At 43.6% G+C, this 20,204-nt stretch carries 14 protein-coding genes, 8 tRNA genes and 1 pseudogene; 15 read left to right on the top strand and 8 right to left on the bottom strand.

The features are described 5' to 3' along the window. The first annotated feature begins 167 nt into the window (after positions 1 to 167). Together BLP85_RS03780 and BLP85_RS03775 are read left to right on the top strand one after the other, a co-directional pair. Positions 168 to 4,667, top strand: a complete 4,500-nt coding sequence (locus tag BLP85_RS03780) for a hybrid sensor histidine kinase/response regulator (RefSeq protein ID WP_092818785.1) — start codon at positions 168 to 170, stop codon at positions 4,665 to 4,667. 4 nt (positions 4,668 to 4,671) lie between these two features. Then, a complete protein-coding gene (locus BLP85_RS03775; protein ID WP_092818784.1) occupies positions 4,672 to 5,130 on the top strand; it encodes a hypothetical protein in 459 nt (152 codons plus the stop codon). Between the two features lie 75 nt (positions 5,131 to 5,205). On the opposite strand, the gene dapE is transcribed toward BLP85_RS03775, so the two are convergent. The 3 genes from dapE to BLP85_RS03760 form a co-directional block, all read right to left on the bottom strand. Beyond that, a complete protein-coding gene (gene dapE / locus BLP85_RS03770; protein ID WP_092818783.1) occupies positions 5,206 to 6,342 on the bottom strand; it encodes a succinyl-diaminopimelate desuccinylase in 1,137 nt (378 codons plus the stop codon). Positions 6,343 to 6,475: 133 nt separating this feature from the next. Continuing rightward, positions 6,476 to 6,625, bottom strand: coding sequence for an entericidin A/B family lipoprotein (locus tag BLP85_RS03765; RefSeq protein ID WP_092818782.1), 150 nt, complete (start codon positions 6,623 to 6,625; stop codon positions 6,476 to 6,478). 99 nt (positions 6,626 to 6,724) lie between these two features. Further along, on the bottom strand, positions 6,725 to 7,621 hold the full coding sequence (locus BLP85_RS03760) for a DUF1853 family protein (RefSeq protein ID WP_092818781.1): 897 nt from the start codon (positions 7,619 to 7,621) through the stop codon (positions 6,725 to 6,727). A gap of 96 nt (positions 7,622 to 7,717) precedes the next feature. On the opposite strand from BLP85_RS03760, the gene BLP85_RS03755 reads away from it, so the two are divergent. From BLP85_RS03755 to BLP85_RS03705, 11 genes are all read left to right on the top strand, one after another. Then, complete coding sequence (locus BLP85_RS03755) at positions 7,718 to 8,101, top strand: YbaN family protein (protein ID WP_092818780.1); 384 nt, start codon at positions 7,718 to 7,720, stop codon at positions 8,099 to 8,101. A gap of 7 nt (positions 8,102 to 8,108) precedes the next feature. Continuing rightward, positions 8,109 to 8,639, top strand: a complete 531-nt coding sequence (gene elsL, locus BLP85_RS03750) for a cell wall-recycling L,D-carboxypeptidase ElsL (protein ID WP_092818779.1) — start codon at positions 8,109 to 8,111, stop codon at positions 8,637 to 8,639. 306 nt (positions 8,640 to 8,945) lie between these two features. Continuing rightward, positions 8,946 to 9,021 (top strand) — tRNA-Val (locus BLP85_RS03745). Positions 9,022 to 9,049: 28 nt separating this feature from the next. Then, a tRNA-Asp gene (locus BLP85_RS03740) sits at positions 9,050 to 9,126 on the top strand. Positions 9,127 to 9,173: 47 nt separating this feature from the next. Continuing rightward, positions 9,174 to 9,250, top strand: a tRNA-Asp gene (locus BLP85_RS03735). A 21-nt stretch (positions 9,251 to 9,271) separates the two neighbouring features. Then, positions 9,272 to 9,347, top strand: a tRNA-Val gene (locus BLP85_RS03730). 13 nt (positions 9,348 to 9,360) lie between these two features. Next, positions 9,361 to 9,437, top strand: a tRNA-Asp gene (locus BLP85_RS03725). Positions 9,438 to 9,468: 31 nt separating this feature from the next. Further along, a tRNA-Val gene (locus BLP85_RS03720) sits at positions 9,469 to 9,544 on the top strand. A 58-nt stretch (positions 9,545 to 9,602) separates the two neighbouring features. Then, positions 9,603 to 9,679: transfer RNA gene (locus BLP85_RS03715), tRNA-Asp, on the top strand. Between the two features lie 87 nt (positions 9,680 to 9,766). Then, positions 9,767 to 9,842: transfer RNA gene (locus BLP85_RS03710), tRNA-Val, on the top strand. Positions 9,843 to 9,916: 74 nt separating this feature from the next. After that, positions 9,917 to 10,378 (top strand): DUF2750 domain-containing protein, encoded by a 462-nt coding sequence (locus tag BLP85_RS03705; RefSeq protein WP_092818778.1) that lies wholly within the window; start codon positions 9,917 to 9,919, stop codon positions 10,376 to 10,378. Between the two features lie 2 nt (positions 10,379 to 10,380). On the opposite strand, the gene BLP85_RS03700 is transcribed toward BLP85_RS03705, so the two are convergent. The 4 genes from BLP85_RS03700 to yccS all read right to left on the bottom strand — a co-directional run bounded on the left by BLP85_RS03700 (position 10,381) and on the right by yccS (position 16,910). Then, positions 10,381 to 11,163 (bottom strand): YdcF family protein, encoded by a 783-nt coding sequence (locus BLP85_RS03700; protein ID WP_092818777.1) that lies wholly within the window; start codon positions 11,161 to 11,163, stop codon positions 10,381 to 10,383. Between the two features lie 120 nt (positions 11,164 to 11,283). Further along, positions 11,284 to 13,920, bottom strand: coding sequence for a PepSY domain-containing protein (locus BLP85_RS03695; protein WP_092818776.1), 2,637 nt, complete (start codon positions 13,918 to 13,920; stop codon positions 11,284 to 11,286). Between the two features lie 169 nt (positions 13,921 to 14,089). Beyond that, a complete protein-coding gene (locus tag BLP85_RS03690) occupies positions 14,090 to 14,650 on the bottom strand; it encodes a YcxB family protein (RefSeq protein WP_092818775.1) in 561 nt (186 codons plus the stop codon). A gap of 85 nt (positions 14,651 to 14,735) precedes the next feature. After that, on the bottom strand, positions 14,736 to 16,910 hold the full coding sequence (gene yccS / locus BLP85_RS03685) for a YccS family putative transporter (RefSeq protein WP_092818774.1): 2,175 nt from the start codon (positions 16,908 to 16,910) through the stop codon (positions 14,736 to 14,738). A 135-nt stretch (positions 16,911 to 17,045) separates the two neighbouring features. Between yccS and BLP85_RS03680 the strand changes: the two genes are divergently transcribed. Beyond that, positions 17,046 to 18,263: a multidrug effflux MFS transporter gene (locus BLP85_RS03680; protein ID WP_092818773.1), complete on the top strand. Its 1,218-nt coding sequence runs from the start codon at positions 17,046 to 17,048 to the stop codon at positions 18,261 to 18,263. A 123-nt stretch (positions 18,264 to 18,386) separates the two neighbouring features. Here the strand turns inward: BLP85_RS03680 and BLP85_RS03675 are convergent. Then, positions 18,387 to 18,521: pseudogene (locus BLP85_RS03675) on the bottom strand (nitroreductase); the annotation flags it as partial. Between the two features lie 395 nt (positions 18,522 to 18,916). On the opposite strand from BLP85_RS03675, the gene BLP85_RS03670 reads away from it, so the two are divergent. Beyond that, complete coding sequence (locus BLP85_RS03670) at positions 18,917 to 20,197, top strand: DcaP family trimeric outer membrane transporter (RefSeq protein WP_092818772.1); 1,281 nt, start codon at positions 18,917 to 18,919, stop codon at positions 20,195 to 20,197. Positions 20,198 to 20,204 lie beyond the last annotated feature (7 nt).

Raw genomic sequence — 20,204 nt, 5'->3', positions numbered from 1 at the left:
TCAACAGCGTTGCAGTGATATACCCTGCTTTCGGGCAGGGGGTATCCACAAGATACAGATAAAGCATCGACAAGATGAACTTAACTTCAAAGTTAGGTCTCGCGTGATGGTGACAATTAAGTTTGAGCAACCTTCTTGGTGGCAGATAAACGTAAGAAGCCTAAGCTATGAAAGAAATATTAAAAAATTTAGTTGAAACGACTACGCTTCCTGAAGATAGTTATCTTGATCAAGATGCAGAAATTTTAGAAATTTTTGTTGAAGAAATAGAAGAAATCTTCGTTGAATTGGGTAATTTATTTCCAGCTTGGTTGGAAAATCCTCATGACCAAGAAACTTTAACGACCATTCGCCGTCATTTCCATACGCTCAAAGGATCGGGTCGTATGGTTGGGGCAAAATCTGCGGGCGAGCTGGCCTGGTCAGTGGAAGATACTTTAAATCGTGTTATTTCCGGTACAGTACCTTTAGACAGCACAGTTCAACGCTTTGCTCAGTCTGTGTTTAATATTTATCAATATAAGTTATACCCAATTTTTAAAACGGTACAAAATGCTGATATCGACTTAAGACCTTTAGTCCTATTGGGGCAGCAAATACAGCAGCAGGTCAGTTTGGAACCTGCACTGGAAGAATTGCTTGAACTGTCTAGCACACTGACCAGTGTCGACAGTCTCACTGGCCTGGAATTGCAGGATCAAGCATCTAGTGAAGCAGAACCTGAAACGGCAATCGAAACAACTGCTACAGCAGCGCCAGTTGCATCAGACGACAACAATGATATTGAAGAAACGGTCGCGATCTTTATTGAAGAAGCGGAAGAACATCTGCTCACGATTGACCAGTTCCTGAAAACTGAACAGGAACAACATCAGGATTATAATGGCCTGATCCGTGCCTTGCATACCTTGCGTGGCAGCTCTTCCATGGCACATATTGAGCAGATTTTTGCAGCCAGTACCAAGGTTGAAAACTTATTTAAAACACTTTTACAAGAAGAAATCGTTTCTACTTCCAGTCAGACTGCCTTGCTGATTCAGTATGCTGAGTTTGTCCGTGATTATTTGCATATCTTAAGACAGGGTCAAACTCAGAAACTAGATGCAATCTATGCCACTTTCAATGCAGCATGGGACGATTATGGTTTCAATTCGGTAGAAGTCGATGAGGATGTCAATCCGCAAGGTCTGGTGTCCAAGCTGGTCGAATTAAATATTGATTTGCTTCTGGATGCGGAATTTGAATTTGAAAAACGTGCCAAAGTAGAATATCCCGAATACATTCAGACTTTAAGCCAGCAGGCACAGCAATTATTGGACCATACCGATAATCGTGCTGCGATGGGCATTCATCAATTTACCAATGAATTGAAGTCTGGCTATGAAGCCCTGATATTAAAACCGGAATTGCTCAATATCGATTATGCCTATGATCTGTTTGGACAGGCACATCAAGAATTCATTCATCTGTTCGATACCTTGGCAGCAGGTCAGCGCGTTATTTTAACCGCTGATGTCCAGAAAGTTTTGAATGATCTTACCGCCTTTGTTCAGCAAGATCTTGAACAGTTTGCAGCGCATGAACCGAGTGTTGCAATGCAAGCAGAAGTTTTGGCAACGCCTGCTTCAGGCAGTCTAGATCTGGCCCAGATTTCACAAAAAATTCGTTCAGACCGTGCACAAATGCATGCTGCTGATGCAAATCGTGATTTTGATGAAGATTTGTTGGGTATCTTCCTGGAAGAAGCGGAAGAATTGTTGGGCGGGATAGATCAGGATTTGAACACCTGGTCGAAAGATCCATCCGATACAGCAGCACTGAATAATTTAATGCGTTATTTGCATACCCTCAAAGGGGGAGCAAATATGATTCAGGCGACGCATATTGGTTTGATTTCGCATGAATTGGAAAGCATGTATGAACGCGTGATCCGTCAGCAAATTGAAGTCAATCCACAGCTCATCAGCATTATTCGTCTAGTACAAGATGACGTTTCTGACCGCATTCAAATCATCCGTGACGATCAGATTGACTACGCTGCTGCTGAATCAATTGAAATTTTACGTAATATTCAAGCGATAGCTCAAGGTGGTGTGGTTGTCGGCATTGCCGTTGCAGAAGCAGCGCCTGAAGTTCAAATTGAAGCTGCAACTGAAATTGAGGAACTGGAAACTCCAGTCGAAACGGAAGCTGGCGCTGAAGTAGAAATTCAAATTGAAGCTGACATAGCTGCTGAGGAATCAGCGGAACCTGTTGCAATTTCAGCAGCAGAAGTTGATATAGCTACTGACATTGCTTTGGCAAGTCCAGCCTATGTTGAAGAACCAGACGACAGTATCCGTTTAATTGCAGAAGAAACCTTCCTGGAAGAAGCAGAAGAAATTCTGGAGTCTACAGATAGCCTGCTGCAACAATGGTTTGAGCAGCGCAGTGACCGTAGTTTGCTGCTTCAATTACAACGTGCAGCCCACAGTTTGAAAGGTGGTGCGCGCATGGTGGAAAATGAACCGGTAGGGGCGATTGCTTACCAGCTGGAAACTACCTTCGAACGCTTCGCTGTGCATCAGTTCAATTCCAATGTTTATGACCTGTTATTGCAAACCACTTTGGCATGGTTAAAGCAGGCCATTTTTGAGCATGATTACAGTAATTTTGATAGCGTTAAATTAAGTTTAGAGTCAATTGAATTTGTTGATGTCATTGCGCAGTTGCCTAATCGCGTGACTCAGTCCGATATGCTGTCTACAGCTAAAGTCTTTGAATTTGTTCAGGGCGATGGTACCGAACCTCCAGCGATGATGGGTGAGTGGGATACAAGCAATCAACAGGACAACAGCAATGAAATGATCCGTATTTCTGCCGATCTGGTGGAAAAAATGATCGATTTGTCTGGTGAAAATGCGATTAACCGTTCGCGTATTGAAATGGACTTGGGGCAGTTTGGTAATACCCTCAACGAGATGGAATTGGCGATCAAGCGTCTGGCGGACCAGTTACGTCGAATGGAAGGCGAGCTAGAGTCGCAAATTATTGCCAAACATGGTGATAACTCACGTTATGCCGATTTTGACCCGCTGGAAATGGACCAATATTCATCATTGAACCAGTTGTCAAAATCACTGGCGGAATCTGCATCCGACTTGGTCGACTTCAAAACCACTTTGTCTGAAAAGATTCGTGATACGGAAGGCTTACTGTTACAACAATCACGCATTCAAGCCGAGATTCAGGAAAGCCTGATGCGTACCCGTCTGGTACCGTTTGACCGACTATTGCCACGTTTACAGCGGATTGTGCGTCAGACATCATCAACCTTGAACCGTCCGGCAGAACTGGTGGTGCAAAACACCGAAGGTGAATTGGACCGTAACATTCTAGAGCGTCTGGTCACGCCTTTTGAGCACATGCTGCGTAATGCGATTGACCACGGTCTGGAAGACACTCACGTACGTCATGAACTTCAGAAGCCTGAAGTCGGAAAAATTGTCCTCAATATCAGCCGTCAAGGTACCGACGTTCTGGTGTCGTTCAGTGATGATGGTAAAGGGATTGATGAAGCAAAAATTAAAGAAAAAGCGCTCAGCCTGGGTTTAATTAAAGCCGATCAATCCATTGACAAGCAGGAAATCCTGCAATTAATTTTCCATCCTGGATTTAGTACCGCCAAAGAAGTGACCCAAATTTCCGGGCGTGGTGTAGGTCTGGACGTGGTGCAGAGCGAAATTAAGGCACTGGGCGGTCATATTTCCATCGAGTCTGAACTGGGTAAAGGCACAACCTTTACTATCCGGGTACCGACCACAGTAGCGGTGAGCGATGCCCTGATGGTGAAATCAGGTGATCAGCAGTTTGCGATTTCCTTGGCACAAATTGACCGTATTGTACGAATTGCACCATCTGCGCTGGAGCAATATTTCAACAGTAAAGAAGACTTCTTTAAAATTGATAACACCAGTTACAAACTGCGTTATTTATCAGAATTCGTTTCCAATCAGCCTTTACCTCGCTTAAGTAATGTGGCGCATTCTTTGCCTGTGCTGCTCATTAAGGGCAATAATGGGCAAACCATTGCATTGCTTGTCGATCAGTTGATTGGTTCGCGTGCACAAATTGTGGTAAAACCGATTGGTCAGCAATTCTCAAGTGTCGGTGTCATTGCCGGAGCAACCATTTTAGGTGATGGTCAAGTCTGTCTGATTTTGGATGGTCAGAATATTGCCCGACAAATTCAGAACACCCAGCGTCTTAAACATGTGTCTGATCAGCGTGAGCATTCCCGTTACAGCAATGCACGCCGCCTGATCATGATTGTGGATGACTCGGTAACTGTACGTAAGGTGACTTCACGTTTACTTGAGCGTCAAGGCTTTGATGTGGTGACGGCCAAAGATGGTATTGATGCCATGGAGCAGCTGGAAAATGTCAAACCGGACTTGATGTTGCTGGATATTGAAATGCCGCGTATGGACGGTTTTGAAGTTACCAACCTGGTTCGTCACCATGATGTGCATCAAAACTTGCCTATTATCATGATTACGTCGAGAACAGGCGAGAAGCACCGTGAACGTGCATTCAGCCTGGGCGTAACGCACTATATGGGCAAACCGTTCCAGGAAGCGGAACTGCTGGAAAATGTGGAAAGTTTGTTAGAAATCAGTCAGGGATAATTCAATGAGCCAAAATAGTGTTTCAAACTCTGCTGTTGATCGAATTTCACAACAAGAGTTACACCACCTTATTACGGTATCTACCGGATTTATCGATACCTATATTATCGATTGCCATGGTAAGGAAGCGATGATTCTTCCGCAAAATATTGTCCTGTCTGCACTGGATAGCGCTACACAGGTGCCTTTTGTGGAATGGCATGAGTTGAAATTGCCGGTGTATGCGGTGAATGATCCGGAACGTAAAATGGGTGTAGCATTGGTCATTGAAGGCGATGATGTCAGTCAGCGTTTTGCCCTGATGTGTAATGAGATGCCAAAAACGATTCGTCTGCGTATTTCCGAAGTGGTAGATGAAGAGCGCACGGCAACAGATCCTGACGTATTCCAGTATGTACGCATGGGAGATCAGGTGTTTTATGTGCCTAATCTTGAACAGATTCAGTCTTCTTTAGGATTGTAATGTTGTCGCGTGTATAAAGCCGGGTAATAAAAAAGGAACTGTTAAGTTCCTTTTTTATTTTATGGGGTTACTGTTTTAGCGAGCCAATAAGCCTTCCAGAATTTGTTCATAAATTTCAGCAAGGGGTTCCAGATCGGCAACATTTACATGTTCGTTAATTTGGTGAATGCTGGCATTCAATACACCGAGTTCCAGTACCTGTGCACCTGTAGGCGCAATGAAACGGCCATCTGATGTACCGCCACTGGTAGAAAGTTCAGTTTCAATACCGGTGACATTACGAATGGCATTTTTAGCCGCATTGACCAGTTCACCGACTGGAGTCAGGAATGGCAGACCAGACAATGTCCATTCAATATCGTAATCCACATGATGACGGTCAAGGATCTCTAAAGTACGTGCTTTTAACTGTTCAGCAGTAACTTCAGTTGAATAGCGGAAGTTAAATAAAAGATTCATGCTGCCCGGAACCACGTTGGTTGCACCGGTACCGGCATTGATATTGGAAATTTGGAAAGACGTTGCCGGGAAATATTCATTGCCATTGTCCCACACCGTGTCACACAGTTCAGCCAGGGCTTTAGACGCAGTATGAATCGGGTTGATGGCAAGGTGAGGATAAGCCACATGTCCCTGTTTGCCTTTTACGGTCAATTTGGCATTCAATGAACCACGACGACCATTTTTAACTACATCACCTAACTGATTGGTACTGGATGGCTCACCGACCAGACACCAGGTCATTTTTTCATTGCGTGCTTCTAAAGCTTCAACAACTTTCACGGTGCCGTTAATGGATGGACCTTCTTCATCGGAAGTAATGAGAAATGCAATAGAACCTTTATGGTCTGGATGTTTTGCCACGAAACGCTCAGAAGCCACCACCATGGCTGCCAGTGCTGTTTTCATGTCGGCACTGCCACGGCCATACAGTTTGCCATCACGAATTTCCGGTACGAAAGGATTCGAGTTCCAGGCGTCTAAATTACCCGTAGGGACCACATCGGTATGACCTGCAAAACAAAGTACAGGTTCTTCAGTCCCTTTACGAGCCCACAAATTATCCACATCTTCAAAACGCATCGGTTCAATAGTGAAGCCAATTTTTTCCAGGCGTTCCGCCATGATATTTTGGCAGCTATGATCGATTGGGGTCACGGAAGGCTGACGTAACAGTTGCAGGCTTAAATCAAGGGTAGCGGAAGATGTCATGCGATTTTTTCATCAGTCGATAAATTTGTCCGCCCTATAATAGGCGAATATGCCCTTGAATGTGAATGTTTGCCATAAAATTGGCATAAAAAAACCCTATCCTGGATAGGGTTCTGTGTGAACTGAAGATAAACTAGTTTTTGCGGATTTCCTCAGACGTTTTTTCTGCTGTATCGGTTACGGCCTCTCCAGCTTTAGATACATCTTTACCCACACCTTTAAACGTATTACAGCCAGTTAAAGCAAAAGCAATAATGAGGGAAGCTGCAAGAATTTTTTTCATCATCATCTCCAAGTCATTCATTATTTTGATGTGAATTCAGGTTAATTAATGCCCGGCGTAAACAATAGGGTTTTTTGATGGTAGAAAAGTAAGCATTTGTTATAAAAATAGACAATTCTCATAAAATTGGCGGTGTATTCCCTGAGAAAGTAAGGGGGCATTTCGGTACATATAGAAATTGTTTTGATCTTTTTGTCGATATAAACCATTACTCCACCACTGTGCCGTATCGCTACTGACATGCTGCTTCGGACAAATCCATTCCAGTCGCTCTAAACGGTAAAAGTGAGCATTTTGTGGAGGAATATGACTTCCCCAATAGCCTAAACGACGTTGTCGATTGACCCAATGGGGAAGGGCGCTGAATGTGCTTTCAACAGGGAGATAGAGTTGTCCTTTAAGTACTGCAAAACGCTGTTCAATTTTGTGTTCCAGGGCATCCTCAAACTGAAATTGCTTTTGGCTAAAGTGATTCAATTTGCGTAATAAAGTATCACTGCGGTTCAAGCCGTACCAGAAGGGCAAAGAACAATCCCGTTCTGCCAGATAGTATTTTAAAGCCACTTCCCAGTGTTCAATAGCTCTGGTTTCGGTATTCAATAACAGAAAATCCAGTTCACCCAGGGTTCGGGGTCCCGCTATTTTTTGAATACTGTGCCCGAGCAATTGATAGGGATGATAATCCTGGTCCAGCAACCAAAACCAAATAAACATTTCAAAACGTAGACCCAGGCGCGTGCTTTTAAGCTGGTGTAAAAAGCTTTCTAATTCCTGCGGATGCTGATCTAAATAAAGCAGTCTGGAATAGTAATTGTGAAAATGGCCATACCATAAGGCATCAGGATGAAACTGAAAAGCATGTTTTAACACCAGTTCGGCTGGAGTGTCCGATAAAATATTTGGACTGCATACGCAAAAGGCCAATTGCCGAACCAGTAGATTTTTAAATTGCAGCCAGGGTTCATCAAGATGAGAGACCTGATTTAAAGCAAACATAGCAACCCCGGGCGTTAAATTAAAAAGTGCAGAATGACAACGGATAATATGCAAAAACACTTTATACTACCGCAATTAGTTGTATAGGGCAGTGCTATGAAAATGTTGTTTTGGCGAAGTTTGGTGATGATTTTTGTCATCCTGGGCTTTATCGGGGCACTTTTACCGGGTATGCCAACAACAGTATTTCTGATTTTAGCTGCCTGGGCAGCCTCTAAAGGCTGGCCGCAAGTGGATGCCTGGTTGCTGAATCATCCTAAATATGGGGCGACTTTAAGGGCCTGGCGTGAGAATGGCACTGTACCACGCAAGGCAAAATGGTTCGCCAGTATCATGATGCTGATCAGTGGAATGATCATGTTATTTACCAATGCGCCGCTATTGGTGAAAATCTTCACTGACCTGACCATGCTCAGCGTTGCCATCTGGCTATGGCTACGCCCTGAACCCGCAGCTGAACCGATTAAAGACATCGAGTAATTTTCTTATGACATATTCTTTAGAACAGGCAGATGTCTGGATTGATTTGGCCGAACAAAGCTTGATCTTGCCGAAACATGACAAGACTTATGTCATCTCTACAGGAAAAAACGGGATCGGTGAGCAGGAAAATTCCGGCAAGACGCCTCGGGGCTGGCATAAAGTAGCACTCAAATTCGGACATGCTGCTCCCCTAAATGCAGTGTTTAAAGCACGACAGCAAACCGGTGAGGTCTACGATGCTGCATTGGCTGCACAATATCCTGAACGCGACTGGATTTTATCGCGTATTCTCTGGTTAAGCGGCCTGGAAGAAAATTTTAATCAGGGTGAGGGCTGTGACACCTTTCAGCGTTATATCTATATTCATGGCACACCCGATACAGAACCTATGGGCATTCCGATGTCACATGGCTGCATCCGGATGCGTAATGAAGATGTGGTTGAATTATTCGAACTGGTCGCCGAAGATGCGTTAGTCTTTATTTCAGAACAGCGTTTGAATTTGAGAGAGTGTAAAAGAGGCATTCGCTTGTAAATACGTTTATCAATAAAATGACAAAGCAGTGCAAAGCTTAAAATCCGGATGTATTGAAGGTTTTAAAAAAGAAGAGAATTCGCCATCAGTTCCAAAACTATGGAAAATCTTGTCTAAAAATGATGCTGTGATTTTTCAGGTTTCTACAAAAAATAGTAAATAAGTTGTCGAAATTGTTTGTTTTTATAGCGAATAACCTATTTTTTAATCACTCAAACGTAAAAAACCAAAAACAGTCAGAAAAGCGTTTGACAGTCCGTCAGGATTCTCTATAATGCACCTCATCAAACGATGAAGACGTTTAAAGGGCGCTTAGCTCAGTTGGTAGAGCGTCTGCCTTACAAGCAGAATGTCGGCGGTTCGATCCCGTCAGCGCCCACCAAGCTCTTTTAACGTTAAGACACTTTCGTGCAGCGGTAGTTCAGTTGGTTAGAATACCGGCCTGTCACGCCGGGGGTCGCGGGTTCGAGCCCCGTCCGCTGCGCCACTTAAGTTCTTAATATTCGTTTGCCACAATAGCGACATTGTGTAAGTGCAGCGGTAGTTCAGTTGGTTAGAATACCGGCCTGTCACGCCGGGGGTCGCGGGTTCGAGTCCCGTCCGCTGCGCCATTTACATGATAGACCTTTTGAGGGCGCTTAGCTCAGTTGGTAGAGCGTCTGCCTTACAAGCAGAATGTCGGCGGTTCGATCCCGTCAGCGCCCACCAGATTTTTTGCGATGCAGCGGTAGTTCAGTTGGTTAGAATACCGGCCTGTCACGCCGGGGGTCGCGGGTTCGAGTCCCGTCCGCTGCGCCATCCTTAGAATCAAAATTGCAAGACCCTTTAAGGGCGCTTAGCTCAGTTGGTAGAGCGTCTGCCTTACAAGCAGAATGTCGGCGGTTCGATCCCGTCAGCGCCCACCATATCTTTTAAAGATTTTTTCTTTTTCAGATATAGCTACTTAGAAATAAGTATCGTGATGCAGCGGTAGTTCAGTTGGTTAGAATACCGGCCTGTCACGCCGGGGGTCGCGGGTTCGAGTCCCGTCCGCTGCGCCATTTTCTAGATTCCTTGACTAGGAAATGTTATTCAAGCAAGATTTCTTCTTGCGTCATAAAAATAGCAGTGCTATTTTTATTCCTCAAGGGCGCTTAGCTCAGTTGGTAGAGCGTCTGCCTTACAAGCAGAATGTCGGCGGTTCGATCCCGTCAGCGCCCACCATATATTCTCCTTGATCAAATTCTATTTTTCTCCTAAAATCTTTAGTTAATAATAATTTTAACTATTGAAAAATCATGAGAAATCCATATCAACGCAAGGCTGCGTCCAAAAACCAAAATAATAGCTATAACGCGCAAGAGATTTACAAACAATTTGTTGAAACGATTGTAGGCCAAGGTTATGTTCATGCCCTGTATGAAGATGGCTGGGCATTATGTGCAACGCCTACCGGTCAGCGTGCATTTGCCATCTGGCAAAGCAAAGGCTTGGCAAAATTGCTGGTGAAAGACAATTGGGCAAATTATCACGTTGAAGATATTTCACTTAAAGATTTTGTTGAAAAAGTCATTCCTTTTTTACGCCAGGAAAGTACCTGTGTATCGATGGATTTAACGCCAGAAGGGCAAAATGTGCTGGTGGCGCCAGAAAAATTATTATTGGATATTAAAAATTATTTGTATCAGATTTACCTGCAAAAACCTGAATTGTTTAAAGATGAAAAACTGCCTTTACCCCGTAGCATTCGTTTGAACTGATTTTAGTATTCACGTAATAACCAGCCACTGATAAAGGCAAAATATTCGCGTAACCAGGAGTTATAGCGAATATAGAGCGGTGTTGGGGCACTGAGGGTAATGATTTGTTGGTAACCTTGATGTTTTGCAATGGCTTTGGCACGTAAAATATGAAAGTCACTGGTGACAATGACAACAGGCTGCTTTAGGGAAATATGTTGCTGTGCCAGCAAAGGCTGCACATTACGCAGATTTTCTGCAGTACTGGTACTTTTAACTTCTAATAAAATACGTGATGGGTCAATATGATGCTGTTGTTGCAGATATTCAGACATCACTGCTGCTTCAGAAATCTGTTCTTTAAATCCCAGACCTCCGGTCACGACCAGCAGGGCTTCCGGGTAACGTTTGGCATAAGCAGCCCCAACATCTAAACGCTGTTTTAAGGTGGGAGAGGGTCGGCCATTTTCAATGCCGCTGCCCAGTACAATCACGGCAGAAGCGGGCTGAACAGTATTGGACTGCTGAATGCTATATTGCAGATAAATGAAAAATATCACTAATGTGCTGATCCAGAGAAAAAATCCCGCGCATGCGTAGCGCCATAAGGTCTGTCTTAACGAGGTGAGCTGAATAAAGTTTTGGATCCGGTTAAAAAACAGGGCATAGAGCATCAGTCCTATACCGATGATCAATGGAAAAATAATACCTAAATGAATTTTATCCAAAGCGAGTAACCATAAACTGTCCAGTACCAGTAAGCTGCCGATGATGAAGCTGAGACTGCGTTTAGCACTGCTGGACATAGGATAACTCGGGATGAAAGATTGGGCTTAGTTTAAACGGATTATAGGCTTTAAAAATAAAAAACCGAGCTTGAAAGCTCGGTTTTTTACTTGATTTAAGTCATGATATTGAATGATAAATCAATAAACATCACGGCGATAACGTCCATCCTGACGTAGCTGATCAATTACAGCTTCACCCAGAATGTCGGTTAAGGCCTGATCGACATCGCTGGCCATACCGTTGATGCTACCGCAAACGTAAATCACTGCACCCTTGTCAAGCCATGCTTTTAGCTCTTGTGCCTGTTCACGCAATTTATGATGCACATAGACTTTTTCAGCCTGATCACGCGAGAAGGCCAAATCCAGGCGTTGCAGCATGCCAGTCGTTTGCCAGGCTTCAATTGTGCTTTGATAGAAGAAGTCATGTTCACGCTGGCGTTCACCAAAGATCAGCCAGTTTTGCGTATAGTCCTGACGGGTACGTGCATGTAGCAGACTCATCAATCCGGCAAGACCGGTACCGTTACCAATACAAATGATAGGGCGGTTGTCATCAATCAGGTGGAAAGCTTCATTGTTACGGATACGCAGCGCAATCTCGCTATTTAATGGGGCATGCAGAGTCAGCCAGCCTGAACCCAGACCCAATTGACCCTGAGCATTGGACTGTTGGCGCACCACTAAACGTAAAACTTGCTGTGAAGGAATGCTGGCAATGGAATATTCGCGTGAAGGCAGCGTTGGAAGTTGCTGCAGTAAATGATCCAAATTGGCAAAAGGTTCAACTTCAACGCTTAAATCTTTATTCCATAAGGCCTGTTCAATATTGATCTTTAACGAATCTACACGGGTATTCGGCTGAATTTGATGCTGCTGCATAAACAGGGCAATACGTTCAGCACTGTTACCGGGTTGAATCTCGGCGATATCACCGGCTTGCCAGCTTACTTCATGATCCGGTTTTAACTCGATATTAAAGGCCGGTGCACCGAGGCTGTTCGGGTTGAGCAGATCACGTTGGGTTAAGGTCCAGCGATCAAAGGTTTTTTCGATATTCATGGCTTGTAACTCAAGTTGAGTCACATTGGCTAAAGCGCTATTCCATGCCTGAATCTGCTCTTGATTGGCATTATCCACTTCAATGATATTAAACAGCTGCTGGGCACCATTCTGTTTTAACCAGTCATCAATTGCATGACCGAAATGACAGAAAGTGTCGGCATATTCACGGGAACCCAAGGCCAATACTGCATAGTGCAGATGGCTTAAATCCGTTTGCTTGCTCAGTATTTTTTTGACAAAGCCCGAGGCTAAGTCAGGTGCTTCACCGGTACCGTAAGTACTGGCTACAAATAAAACCTGTGCGGTATTTTTTAAATCATCCAGACTTAAATGTTGTACAGATTTCACGCTGGCAGGCTGATGCGCCTGTTGCAGGCTGGTGGCTGTACGCCATGCCAGCTGTTCTGCCATGCCGGTTTGTGAGGCATAGACAATCAGCCAAGGTTTTGCATTGGCATCAATATTAACTGCAGTTAAGCCCTGACGTGCAGCTTGAGTCTGTTTCTTTTGTTTGCGACGTTTCAGATAAAGCATCCAGCCAGTGACAAAGAACAATGGCATGCTAAGAGCAGCCAGCATGGCCAGAAACTGGTAAACCGGACCAAAGAAGCTACCCCGGTGCACCGGCAGCATGCTGCTCATGATTTTTTCGTTGAGTTTTTTATCTTCGTAAAGTTCCATTTCTTTGATGGTGGATGCTTGATAGTCAAATGTGGCTTTGTTGCGTGCACGTTCATGCTGGGGAATGGCATCGACAAAGCTAATTTCAAGTTCACCATTGGCTTTTTTCGGGATATTCAGGGTAATGCTTGAATACTCACGGCCTACTTGAGCATTAAAGCCGTTCCAGCTTTGACTCAGAGCCAGATTGATCTGCTCCAGGCTTAAGCCTTTTTTCTCGCGGTTTTCACCGCGCTGAGGTTCACCGGCTTTTTCAGGGTTGCCTGTAGCTGCATTACGCATTGCTTCATTTGGACCCTCACGGTTGCCGCGTGCTTCACCACCTTTTGGCGCTTCAGCTTCACCCTTGGCTTGCGGCTGTTCAACACCCATCACGGTATACAAGCCGCTACGCCACCAGCCATAAGACCAGGTTAGGCCGGTACATGCGATAATCAGGAAGAAAATCACCACCCAGGTACCCACTACAGCATGTAAGTCCCAAAGGAAATTACGACCTTTCAGTTGTGGCTTGAGCATGAACCACTGTTTAAAAGAATGCTTTTTCGGCCAGCGTAGATATAAACCACTGAGTACAAAAAAGATCAGCATGAGGGTACAGGCCCCGGTGATCTGCTTGCCGACCGGCCCGATGGTTAAATTGCGATGCAACTGCTCGATAAACTTGAAAAATTCTCGACCTTTAATCTCCGGTAACACTTCGGCTGTATAAGGATTAATCATCATGGTATAGCCCTTGCGTGCACCTTCCTTGACAATATTAATGCTTGAAGATGCGGTCGGGTCTTTGGCCACGGTGATGCTGTTAATTTTCATTTCTGGATCAGTTTTTTGAAAATGCTGATACAGTTCGGCAGGGGTTAATTTATCTTGCTTTTCAACCTGGACGCTATAGCTAGCCGGATTGAGCCATTTCTGGATGGGCTGTTCATATGAATAAATGGCACCGGTCACCCCCATAAGAGAGAGGATTAACCCGGCAGTAATACCAAGAAACCAGTGAATCTGGAAAAAGATTTTTTTTAACATAGCCGAAAAAAGAGGGTGAGAAACAGAATTAAACTGAATTATAACTGAACTTTGCCAAAATGATATCGATTTTGTAGGTAATATTTATTCTCATTATCATTTAATTTTGTCGGAATTAAAAAACCCCCAGTCTGGAGGTTTTTATTTAAGGGTCTAGCTAGAGTTCGCGTTAAATCTGTTTTGCTTCGCCCACAGTTTCAGTCAAGTGCTTGCGAATGGTATTGAAAGAAAAATTCTTGGAATCCATACGCTTTGGCAAGATATAGGCACCTTGCTGACCTTTGACCTTGAAGTTAATCAACATGAAGTCAGGGGTATTGTACCACTCATAAATATCTTTCCAGCCAATTGCACCGACACCTTCCTGTGCACCCATTTGCTGGCGCATCACGATACCGTGAGGCTGTACGCCCAAACGGATGCCTTTAATTTCCTGCACCGGAAATTCATTCATCTTGCGTTTTACATACCATTCCAGACCGAATTTACGGATGAGGAAATATGCAAGCACACAGACCAAAGCCACCCAGCAGAAAATAGTGGAATAGTTTTTCAGCAAGATGATCCCGACAATGGAAAGTAGGGTCACAGCTGCCATGATGATCCAGGCTTTGGTGCCGATTTTATTGGTGCTACGCCAGATGGCAAGTTGAGCTTGACGTTGTTCAGCCTCGGAAATTTCATAGTTCACAGGCTGCAGGGTATAAGCGTATAAATTTTTCGCGGTCATAATAAAAATAACAAATTTAGAACTGTAAAAAGTTTAGCATTATTTATACCAATTCAGTGAGTATATTGTTCCAAAATCATCCTATTTATAATGAGGCGAGTTCGGTGGCTTTTTCATCACGGTCATGGCTCAAGCTTTGCTTTAAACGACTGAGTTGATTCAGAATACTGAGCATCAACGATAATTGCTGCAAAACAATCAGCGATTTTTGATCATCTTCATTATTTTGGCTTAAGCGTTGGCGTATGGTATTCAGCATATTCTGTGCCGTCAGGTCAGGTACTTCATCATTTAACAGTGCCCCACGAATATCCTCTAAAGCCTTGTTCAATAACTGTAGAACTTCCTGATCTGCAATTTTTTCACGATGTGCGCCCAGTGCAGCAATATAGCTGAGCAGGGTGTGATTCAAGCACAAGAATTCAAAGGCCTGGCTTTTTTGCGTCGGATCAAAATCAGGTTCTGTGGCCAGGGTGGAAATCAGTGAGGCCACATCTGCATCGTTATTATGTGCAGCACGACGCACCACACGATATTTCAAACCGTTATTACGCCCATTTTTGTACTGTTCAATGACTTCGGCCAAATATTCACATTGAGCGGTGAGTGAGCGTCGGATTGTGCGGGGTAAACGACGGAATTTCCAGTCCGGAAAGATAAAACTCACCCCAAACCAGGCCAAGGCACAGCCAATCAAGGTATCAATCATGCGCGGAAGGGCTGCGGCAAAACCCATTCCATCGAGGTTAAAATTGATTAACGCCAAAATGGTGATAAAAGCGGTGGCCTGGGCATATTGCTTACTGCGTAATTCAAAGAACAGTACCCCGCTTAAAATCAGTAGCAATAATTGACCTTCGATCGAAGGGATAAAATACAGAATGGCATAACCGAGAATAATGCCGACCAAGGTTCCGACAATCCGTAGGCGTAGGCGGCGTTTGGTGGCGTTAAAGTTGGGCTGGCTGACAAAAAGAGCGGTCAGTAAAATCCAGTAGCCATATTCAATATTGGTCACTTGAACAAAAATATAGCCAATAAGCAAGACGATGGACACACGAATTGCATGTCTAAACAGCACCGACTCTGGGGTTAAATGCTGCTTGATCCGAATCACAATATCATCCCAGCCTTTTAAGTCATCATCTTTCAGCTGGTTTTCAATATGCTTGCTTTTATCGAACTTGATATGCCGTTCTGTTTCTACGTTGCGAAGTTGCGCATCAATCGACTTTAAGTTTTGATACAGGGAAAATAAGGCATTGACCCACACCTGATCGTATTGCTGTTCGGCGCGCAATTTCTCTAGAGACAGCTTTAAATTGGCAAAGGCATGTTTAAAGCGTTTGTTATGCTGATAGGTTTCACGATTTAAAATACTGGAACTCAAGTCTTTACAGGCTTTGCCCTGAATCGAGAGAATGCGTTGAAAGCGAAATAAAATGTCACTATGTTCAAAAATCTTGACCAGTTTTTGATAATCAATATGCGCTGAATCTGCACGTTCATGAATATCCTGAGCCACAAAATAGTATTGCAGGCTGCGACGGGTATCTTTCTGTCCACGGTCGCCTTTTAAACGGGTTAACAGGGCCGTTTTCATCTCGTTGAAAATACCGACCAGCTTGCCATTTTCCAAAGACAGCTCAATCATGCTTTGCTGATAACTGTCTGGCGTCATGTCGACATCAAACAGGTTCGATTTGGCAAACAGGAAGTCACCCAGTGATGAATAGCATTGGGACAGTTTGTCCTGAACCTGGCGAACCGGAAATAACAGAAAACTGATGGTGGAAAGCAGGCCATACCACATCGCACCGGCAACCAGCAGTCCAGCCTGCATATACCATTGATCAAACAGCCCAACCCCCAGCATTGAATAGACCGAAATGACCAGACAGCCATAGGAAATGGTCGCATAACGACGTCCTAATGAGCCGAGCAGAATCCAGCCAATGCAGGACACAATCAGCCCTATGGCAAACAAAACCGGATAAGGAAATAAAAAATAAATCGAGGCGGCAGTAATAAAGAAGCCGATGTAAGTATAAATCAGGTTCATGATCCGCACTGAAAAGCGGTCATCAATATCGCTTAAACCGGCAGCAACCACGCCTAAGGTCAGCGGAATGGTGGCTAACTGCTGTCCCATAACATAAGGCACAAAGGCGGTACCTGCAAATGCAATAATCATGCGCAGGTTATACATAAATGTCGTGTTGTAAGTCGCTTGTTTAAGACGCGTAAGCCAAGATTTCAAGTTATGTCCTAATCACTAAAGGAGGTATGCCTCAGGAAGTGAAATTATGTGAAATTTCACTCTCAATCCTTAAAATAATACTATGTACAGTGTAAGCTTGTCTTTAAAGCGCCCATTTAAAAATTGAATATAGATATGTCTGTACAGCAATCTACACGGCAGTATTCCACAACATGGATTATGCTGCTGGCATTATTGACCTCACTAGGTCCACTTTCTATTGATATGTACTTGCCAGCCTTGCCGCAAATGGCACAGGATTTTGGCGTCAGTACGCAAATGGTGGCCAATACTTTACCAGCTTATTTTTTGGGACTGGCTTTAGGACAGCTGATCTATGGTCCTTTAAGCGACCGGATTGGGCGCAAAACGCCACTATATTTTGGTTTAACCCTGTATGTGGTTGCAAGCCTGCTGTGTATTTTTGCGGTCAACGAATGGAGCTTAATTGCTGCACGGATTTTACAGGCGGTCGGGGGCTGTGTAGGAGTCGTCATTGCCCGGGCTGCCATTCGTGACCGTCTGGATATGCAGGCATCTGCACAGGCCTTTGCCAGCATGATGATTGTGATGGGGATCGCGCCGGTTATCGCACCCAGTTTAGGGGCAGTGGTATTGAAGTTCTTTGCCTGGCAGGCAGTTTTTGGGTTTCTGATGCTGATCGGGTTGATCTGTTTAGTCTGTGTACACTTTTTCTTTAAAGAAAGTCTGCCGGCTGAACGCCGTTTAAAGCTGAACGTCGCCCAGATTATCCAGCTGTACGGCAGTATTTTTAGAGACCCGAGTTTTAAATGGCCAATGCTGGCCGGCTGTTTTTCTGGCGGCATTTTATTCTGTTATATCAGTTCATCTGCTGCTGTATTGATGGATGATTATGGATTAACGCAACAGCAATTTGCTTATGCCTTTGGCCTGAATGCTTTTGGTATCATGTTGCTATCCACCCTAAATAAAAAGCTTGGCCATCAATTTTCAGTTCTGAACCGACTGAAAATAGGGAGCGTCATTCAGTTGCTTGGAGCCTCGATTTTATTCAGCGCAGGCTTAATTGGGCATAGCCCATTATGGGTGGTATTGATTGGCATGTTCTGGGCAGTGGCAGGAATTGGTTTTACCGGACCGAATGCGATGGCTTTAGCCATGGCGGAACAGGGTGCGCAAGCGGGAACAGCCAGTGCCATTATGGGGAGTATGCAGTTTGCCTGTGGTTTGCTCGGCGGCGTGATTTTGAATTTCCTGGTTTGGAATTCTCTGCTCAATATGGGAGTGCTGATGCTGATCTTCGTGGGCGTTACTTTGCTTTGTATTCTGCAACTCAGCAGACAATTGCAGAATAGAAGTTTAAATACCTAAAACCAATATATAAAAAGAGACCTTTAAGCTTATTCGTGCTAAAGGTCTGTTTGAATTAAAACTGTTTATTTGTCCATAAACGCGGCGATATCCATTTTTCTGGGCATCTTCAGGAAAAGGTTTTCCTGAAGATGCCCGGCTTGCTACGGTTAAAATATCTTTAATGATTTGCGGATCAACCGTCCGGCTCAAAAAAGCCCGTACTGAATGGCGAGAAGTAATGGCATCATTCACATGCTGAGCAAGTTGCAAATTCATAAAAAATTCTTTTGAAATGAGTTTTTTAGTGCGGTTTTAGTTTATACATTAGTCGAATGTCTGCTTGTTCAGCTTGAGGTGGAATTTTTCTAAGTCTAAGAATATTCACATTATTTTTTTATTACATCTAAAAAAAAGATTATTTTTCAGTCAATGTTCGGGAAAACTGATTTTAATAAAAGCTGAAAATTGCTAGATTTGCCATGACAGGTAAGTTTTTACATGTTGCAATTTTATAATATTTTTAAGTTTTTTTACTGTACTCATAAGCTGAAAATGCGATGGTTTTTTAAGCTTTTTAATTTTTTGAAGGAAAATTTTTCATAGATTTATTGGGTTTTTAAAAATCACAAAATGCATGGATGCGAATATTTAACAAATCGGAGATTTTAAGAATGAGTCAATTACGTAACGGTAAATTTATGGCTAAAGGTTTGGCATTGGCAGTTACAGCGGTAATGGCAAGCACTACCTATGCAGGCACAGCTGAACAGAAACAGATTCAGGACTTACGTAAAGAAGTAGAAGCATTAAAATCTTTAATTCAACAACAACAGCAAGTACAACAACAGCAACAAACCCAAATTGAGCAGGTAAAAGCCCAGCCTGTACAACTTGCTGCTGCACCTGCAGCAAAACCTGAATCAATCACAGGCTTTAAATCCAAAGCCGGTGCCAGTGTAAACCTTTACGGTTTTGTCCGTGGTGATGCCAACTATATTATTGAAGGTGCAGATAATGACTTCAATAATACGCATACTAGTAAGGGTGAAGCACAAGACAAATTACGTGCGACAGCAAAAACGACTCGTTTAGGCTTGGATTTTAATACACCTGTGGGTGATGCAAAAGTCGGCGGTAAGGTAGAAGTTGACTTTGCCAGTGCAACTGAAAATTTGCGTATCCGTCATGCTTATTTAACCTATAATGACTGGTTATTCGGTCAAACGACTTCGAACTTCCTGTCAAGTCATGCGCCAGAAATGATTGACTTTAATACAAATATTGGTGGTGGTACAGCGCGTGTTCCACAAGTACGTTATGGTCTTAAACTTGCACCACAAACTCAGTTGCTGGTTTCTGCTGAAGAAGGGGACAGCGCAGGTCCAACGGCAGACATCAAATATCGCTTACCGAATTTAACTGCTAAGTTAACTCAAGGTTTCGCAGATGGTAAAGGTTCAGTATCTGCACGTGCTTTGGTTGAAAATTATAAATCAACTGCAGCTGATGATGACGAAACTGGTTGGGGTATCGCTGCAGGGGTTAACTATCAAGTTGCCACTCCATTAAAAGTGTCTGCCGATGTTTCGCATGTGGTGGGTAATAGCAACTATTTATATGGCAGCAATTCAGCTTATGTTGTAGATGCGGCAAATAACAGTATTGAGCAGAATGAGTTTAATGCGGTTCAAGTCGGTGCAACCTATAAGATTTTACCTAACTTGCGTTCAACTTTGGCCTATGGCGCATTGTTTGCTGATGACGGTAGTGATTATGCACGACTCAATACGACAGCGAATGAAAAAGTACAACAAGCGTGGATTAACTTTATCTATTCTCCAGCAGCTCCAATTGATTTAGGTGTGGAATATATCAATGGTAAGCGTGAAACTTTTGCTGGCGAGTCATATAAAGATAACCGTGTCGGTTTGATGGCTAGATATAATTTCTAATTCAAAA

Source organism: Acinetobacter kookii, assembly GCF_900096895.1.
Taxonomy (GTDB): domain Bacteria; phylum Pseudomonadota; class Gammaproteobacteria; order Pseudomonadales; family Moraxellaceae; genus Acinetobacter; species Acinetobacter kookii.
Note: the sequence above shows the minus strand (reverse complement) of the source record. Positions and strands in the feature narration are given on the sequence as shown.

Coding starts and splice junctions, on each gene's coding strand:
- BLP85_RS03780 (WP_092818785.1), top strand. CDS start 168: ATGAAAGAAATATTAAAAAATTTAGTTGAAACGACTACGCTTCCTGAA.
- BLP85_RS03690 (WP_092818775.1), bottom strand. CDS start 14,650: ATGACCGCGAAAAATTTATACGCTTATACCCTGCAGCCTGTGAACTAT.
- BLP85_RS03680 (WP_092818773.1), top strand. CDS start 17,046: ATGTCTGTACAGCAATCTACACGGCAGTATTCCACAACATGGATTATG.
- BLP85_RS03755 (WP_092818780.1), top strand. CDS start 7,718: ATGAAAATGTTGTTTTGGCGAAGTTTGGTGATGATTTTTGTCATCCTG.
- BLP85_RS03775 (WP_092818784.1), top strand. CDS start 4,672: ATGAGCCAAAATAGTGTTTCAAACTCTGCTGTTGATCGAATTTCACAA.
- BLP85_RS03695 (WP_092818776.1), bottom strand. CDS start 13,920: ATGTTAAAAAAAATCTTTTTCCAGATTCACTGGTTTCTTGGTATTACT.
- dapE (WP_092818783.1), bottom strand. CDS start 6,342: ATGACATCTTCCGCTACCCTTGATTTAAGCCTGCAACTGTTACGTCAG.
- BLP85_RS03705 (WP_092818778.1), top strand. CDS start 9,917: ATGAGAAATCCATATCAACGCAAGGCTGCGTCCAAAAACCAAAATAAT.
- BLP85_RS03765 (WP_092818782.1), bottom strand. CDS start 6,625: ATGAAAAAAATTCTTGCAGCTTCCCTCATTATTGCTTTTGCTTTAACT.
- elsL (WP_092818779.1), top strand. CDS start 8,109: ATGACATATTCTTTAGAACAGGCAGATGTCTGGATTGATTTGGCCGAA.
- BLP85_RS03760 (WP_092818781.1), bottom strand. CDS start 7,621: ATGTTTGCTTTAAATCAGGTCTCTCATCTTGATGAACCCTGGCTGCAA.
- BLP85_RS03670 (WP_092818772.1), top strand. CDS start 18,917: ATGAGTCAATTACGTAACGGTAAATTTATGGCTAAAGGTTTGGCATTG.
- BLP85_RS03700 (WP_092818777.1), bottom strand. CDS start 11,163: ATGTCCAGCAGTGCTAAACGCAGTCTCAGCTTCATCATCGGCAGCTTA.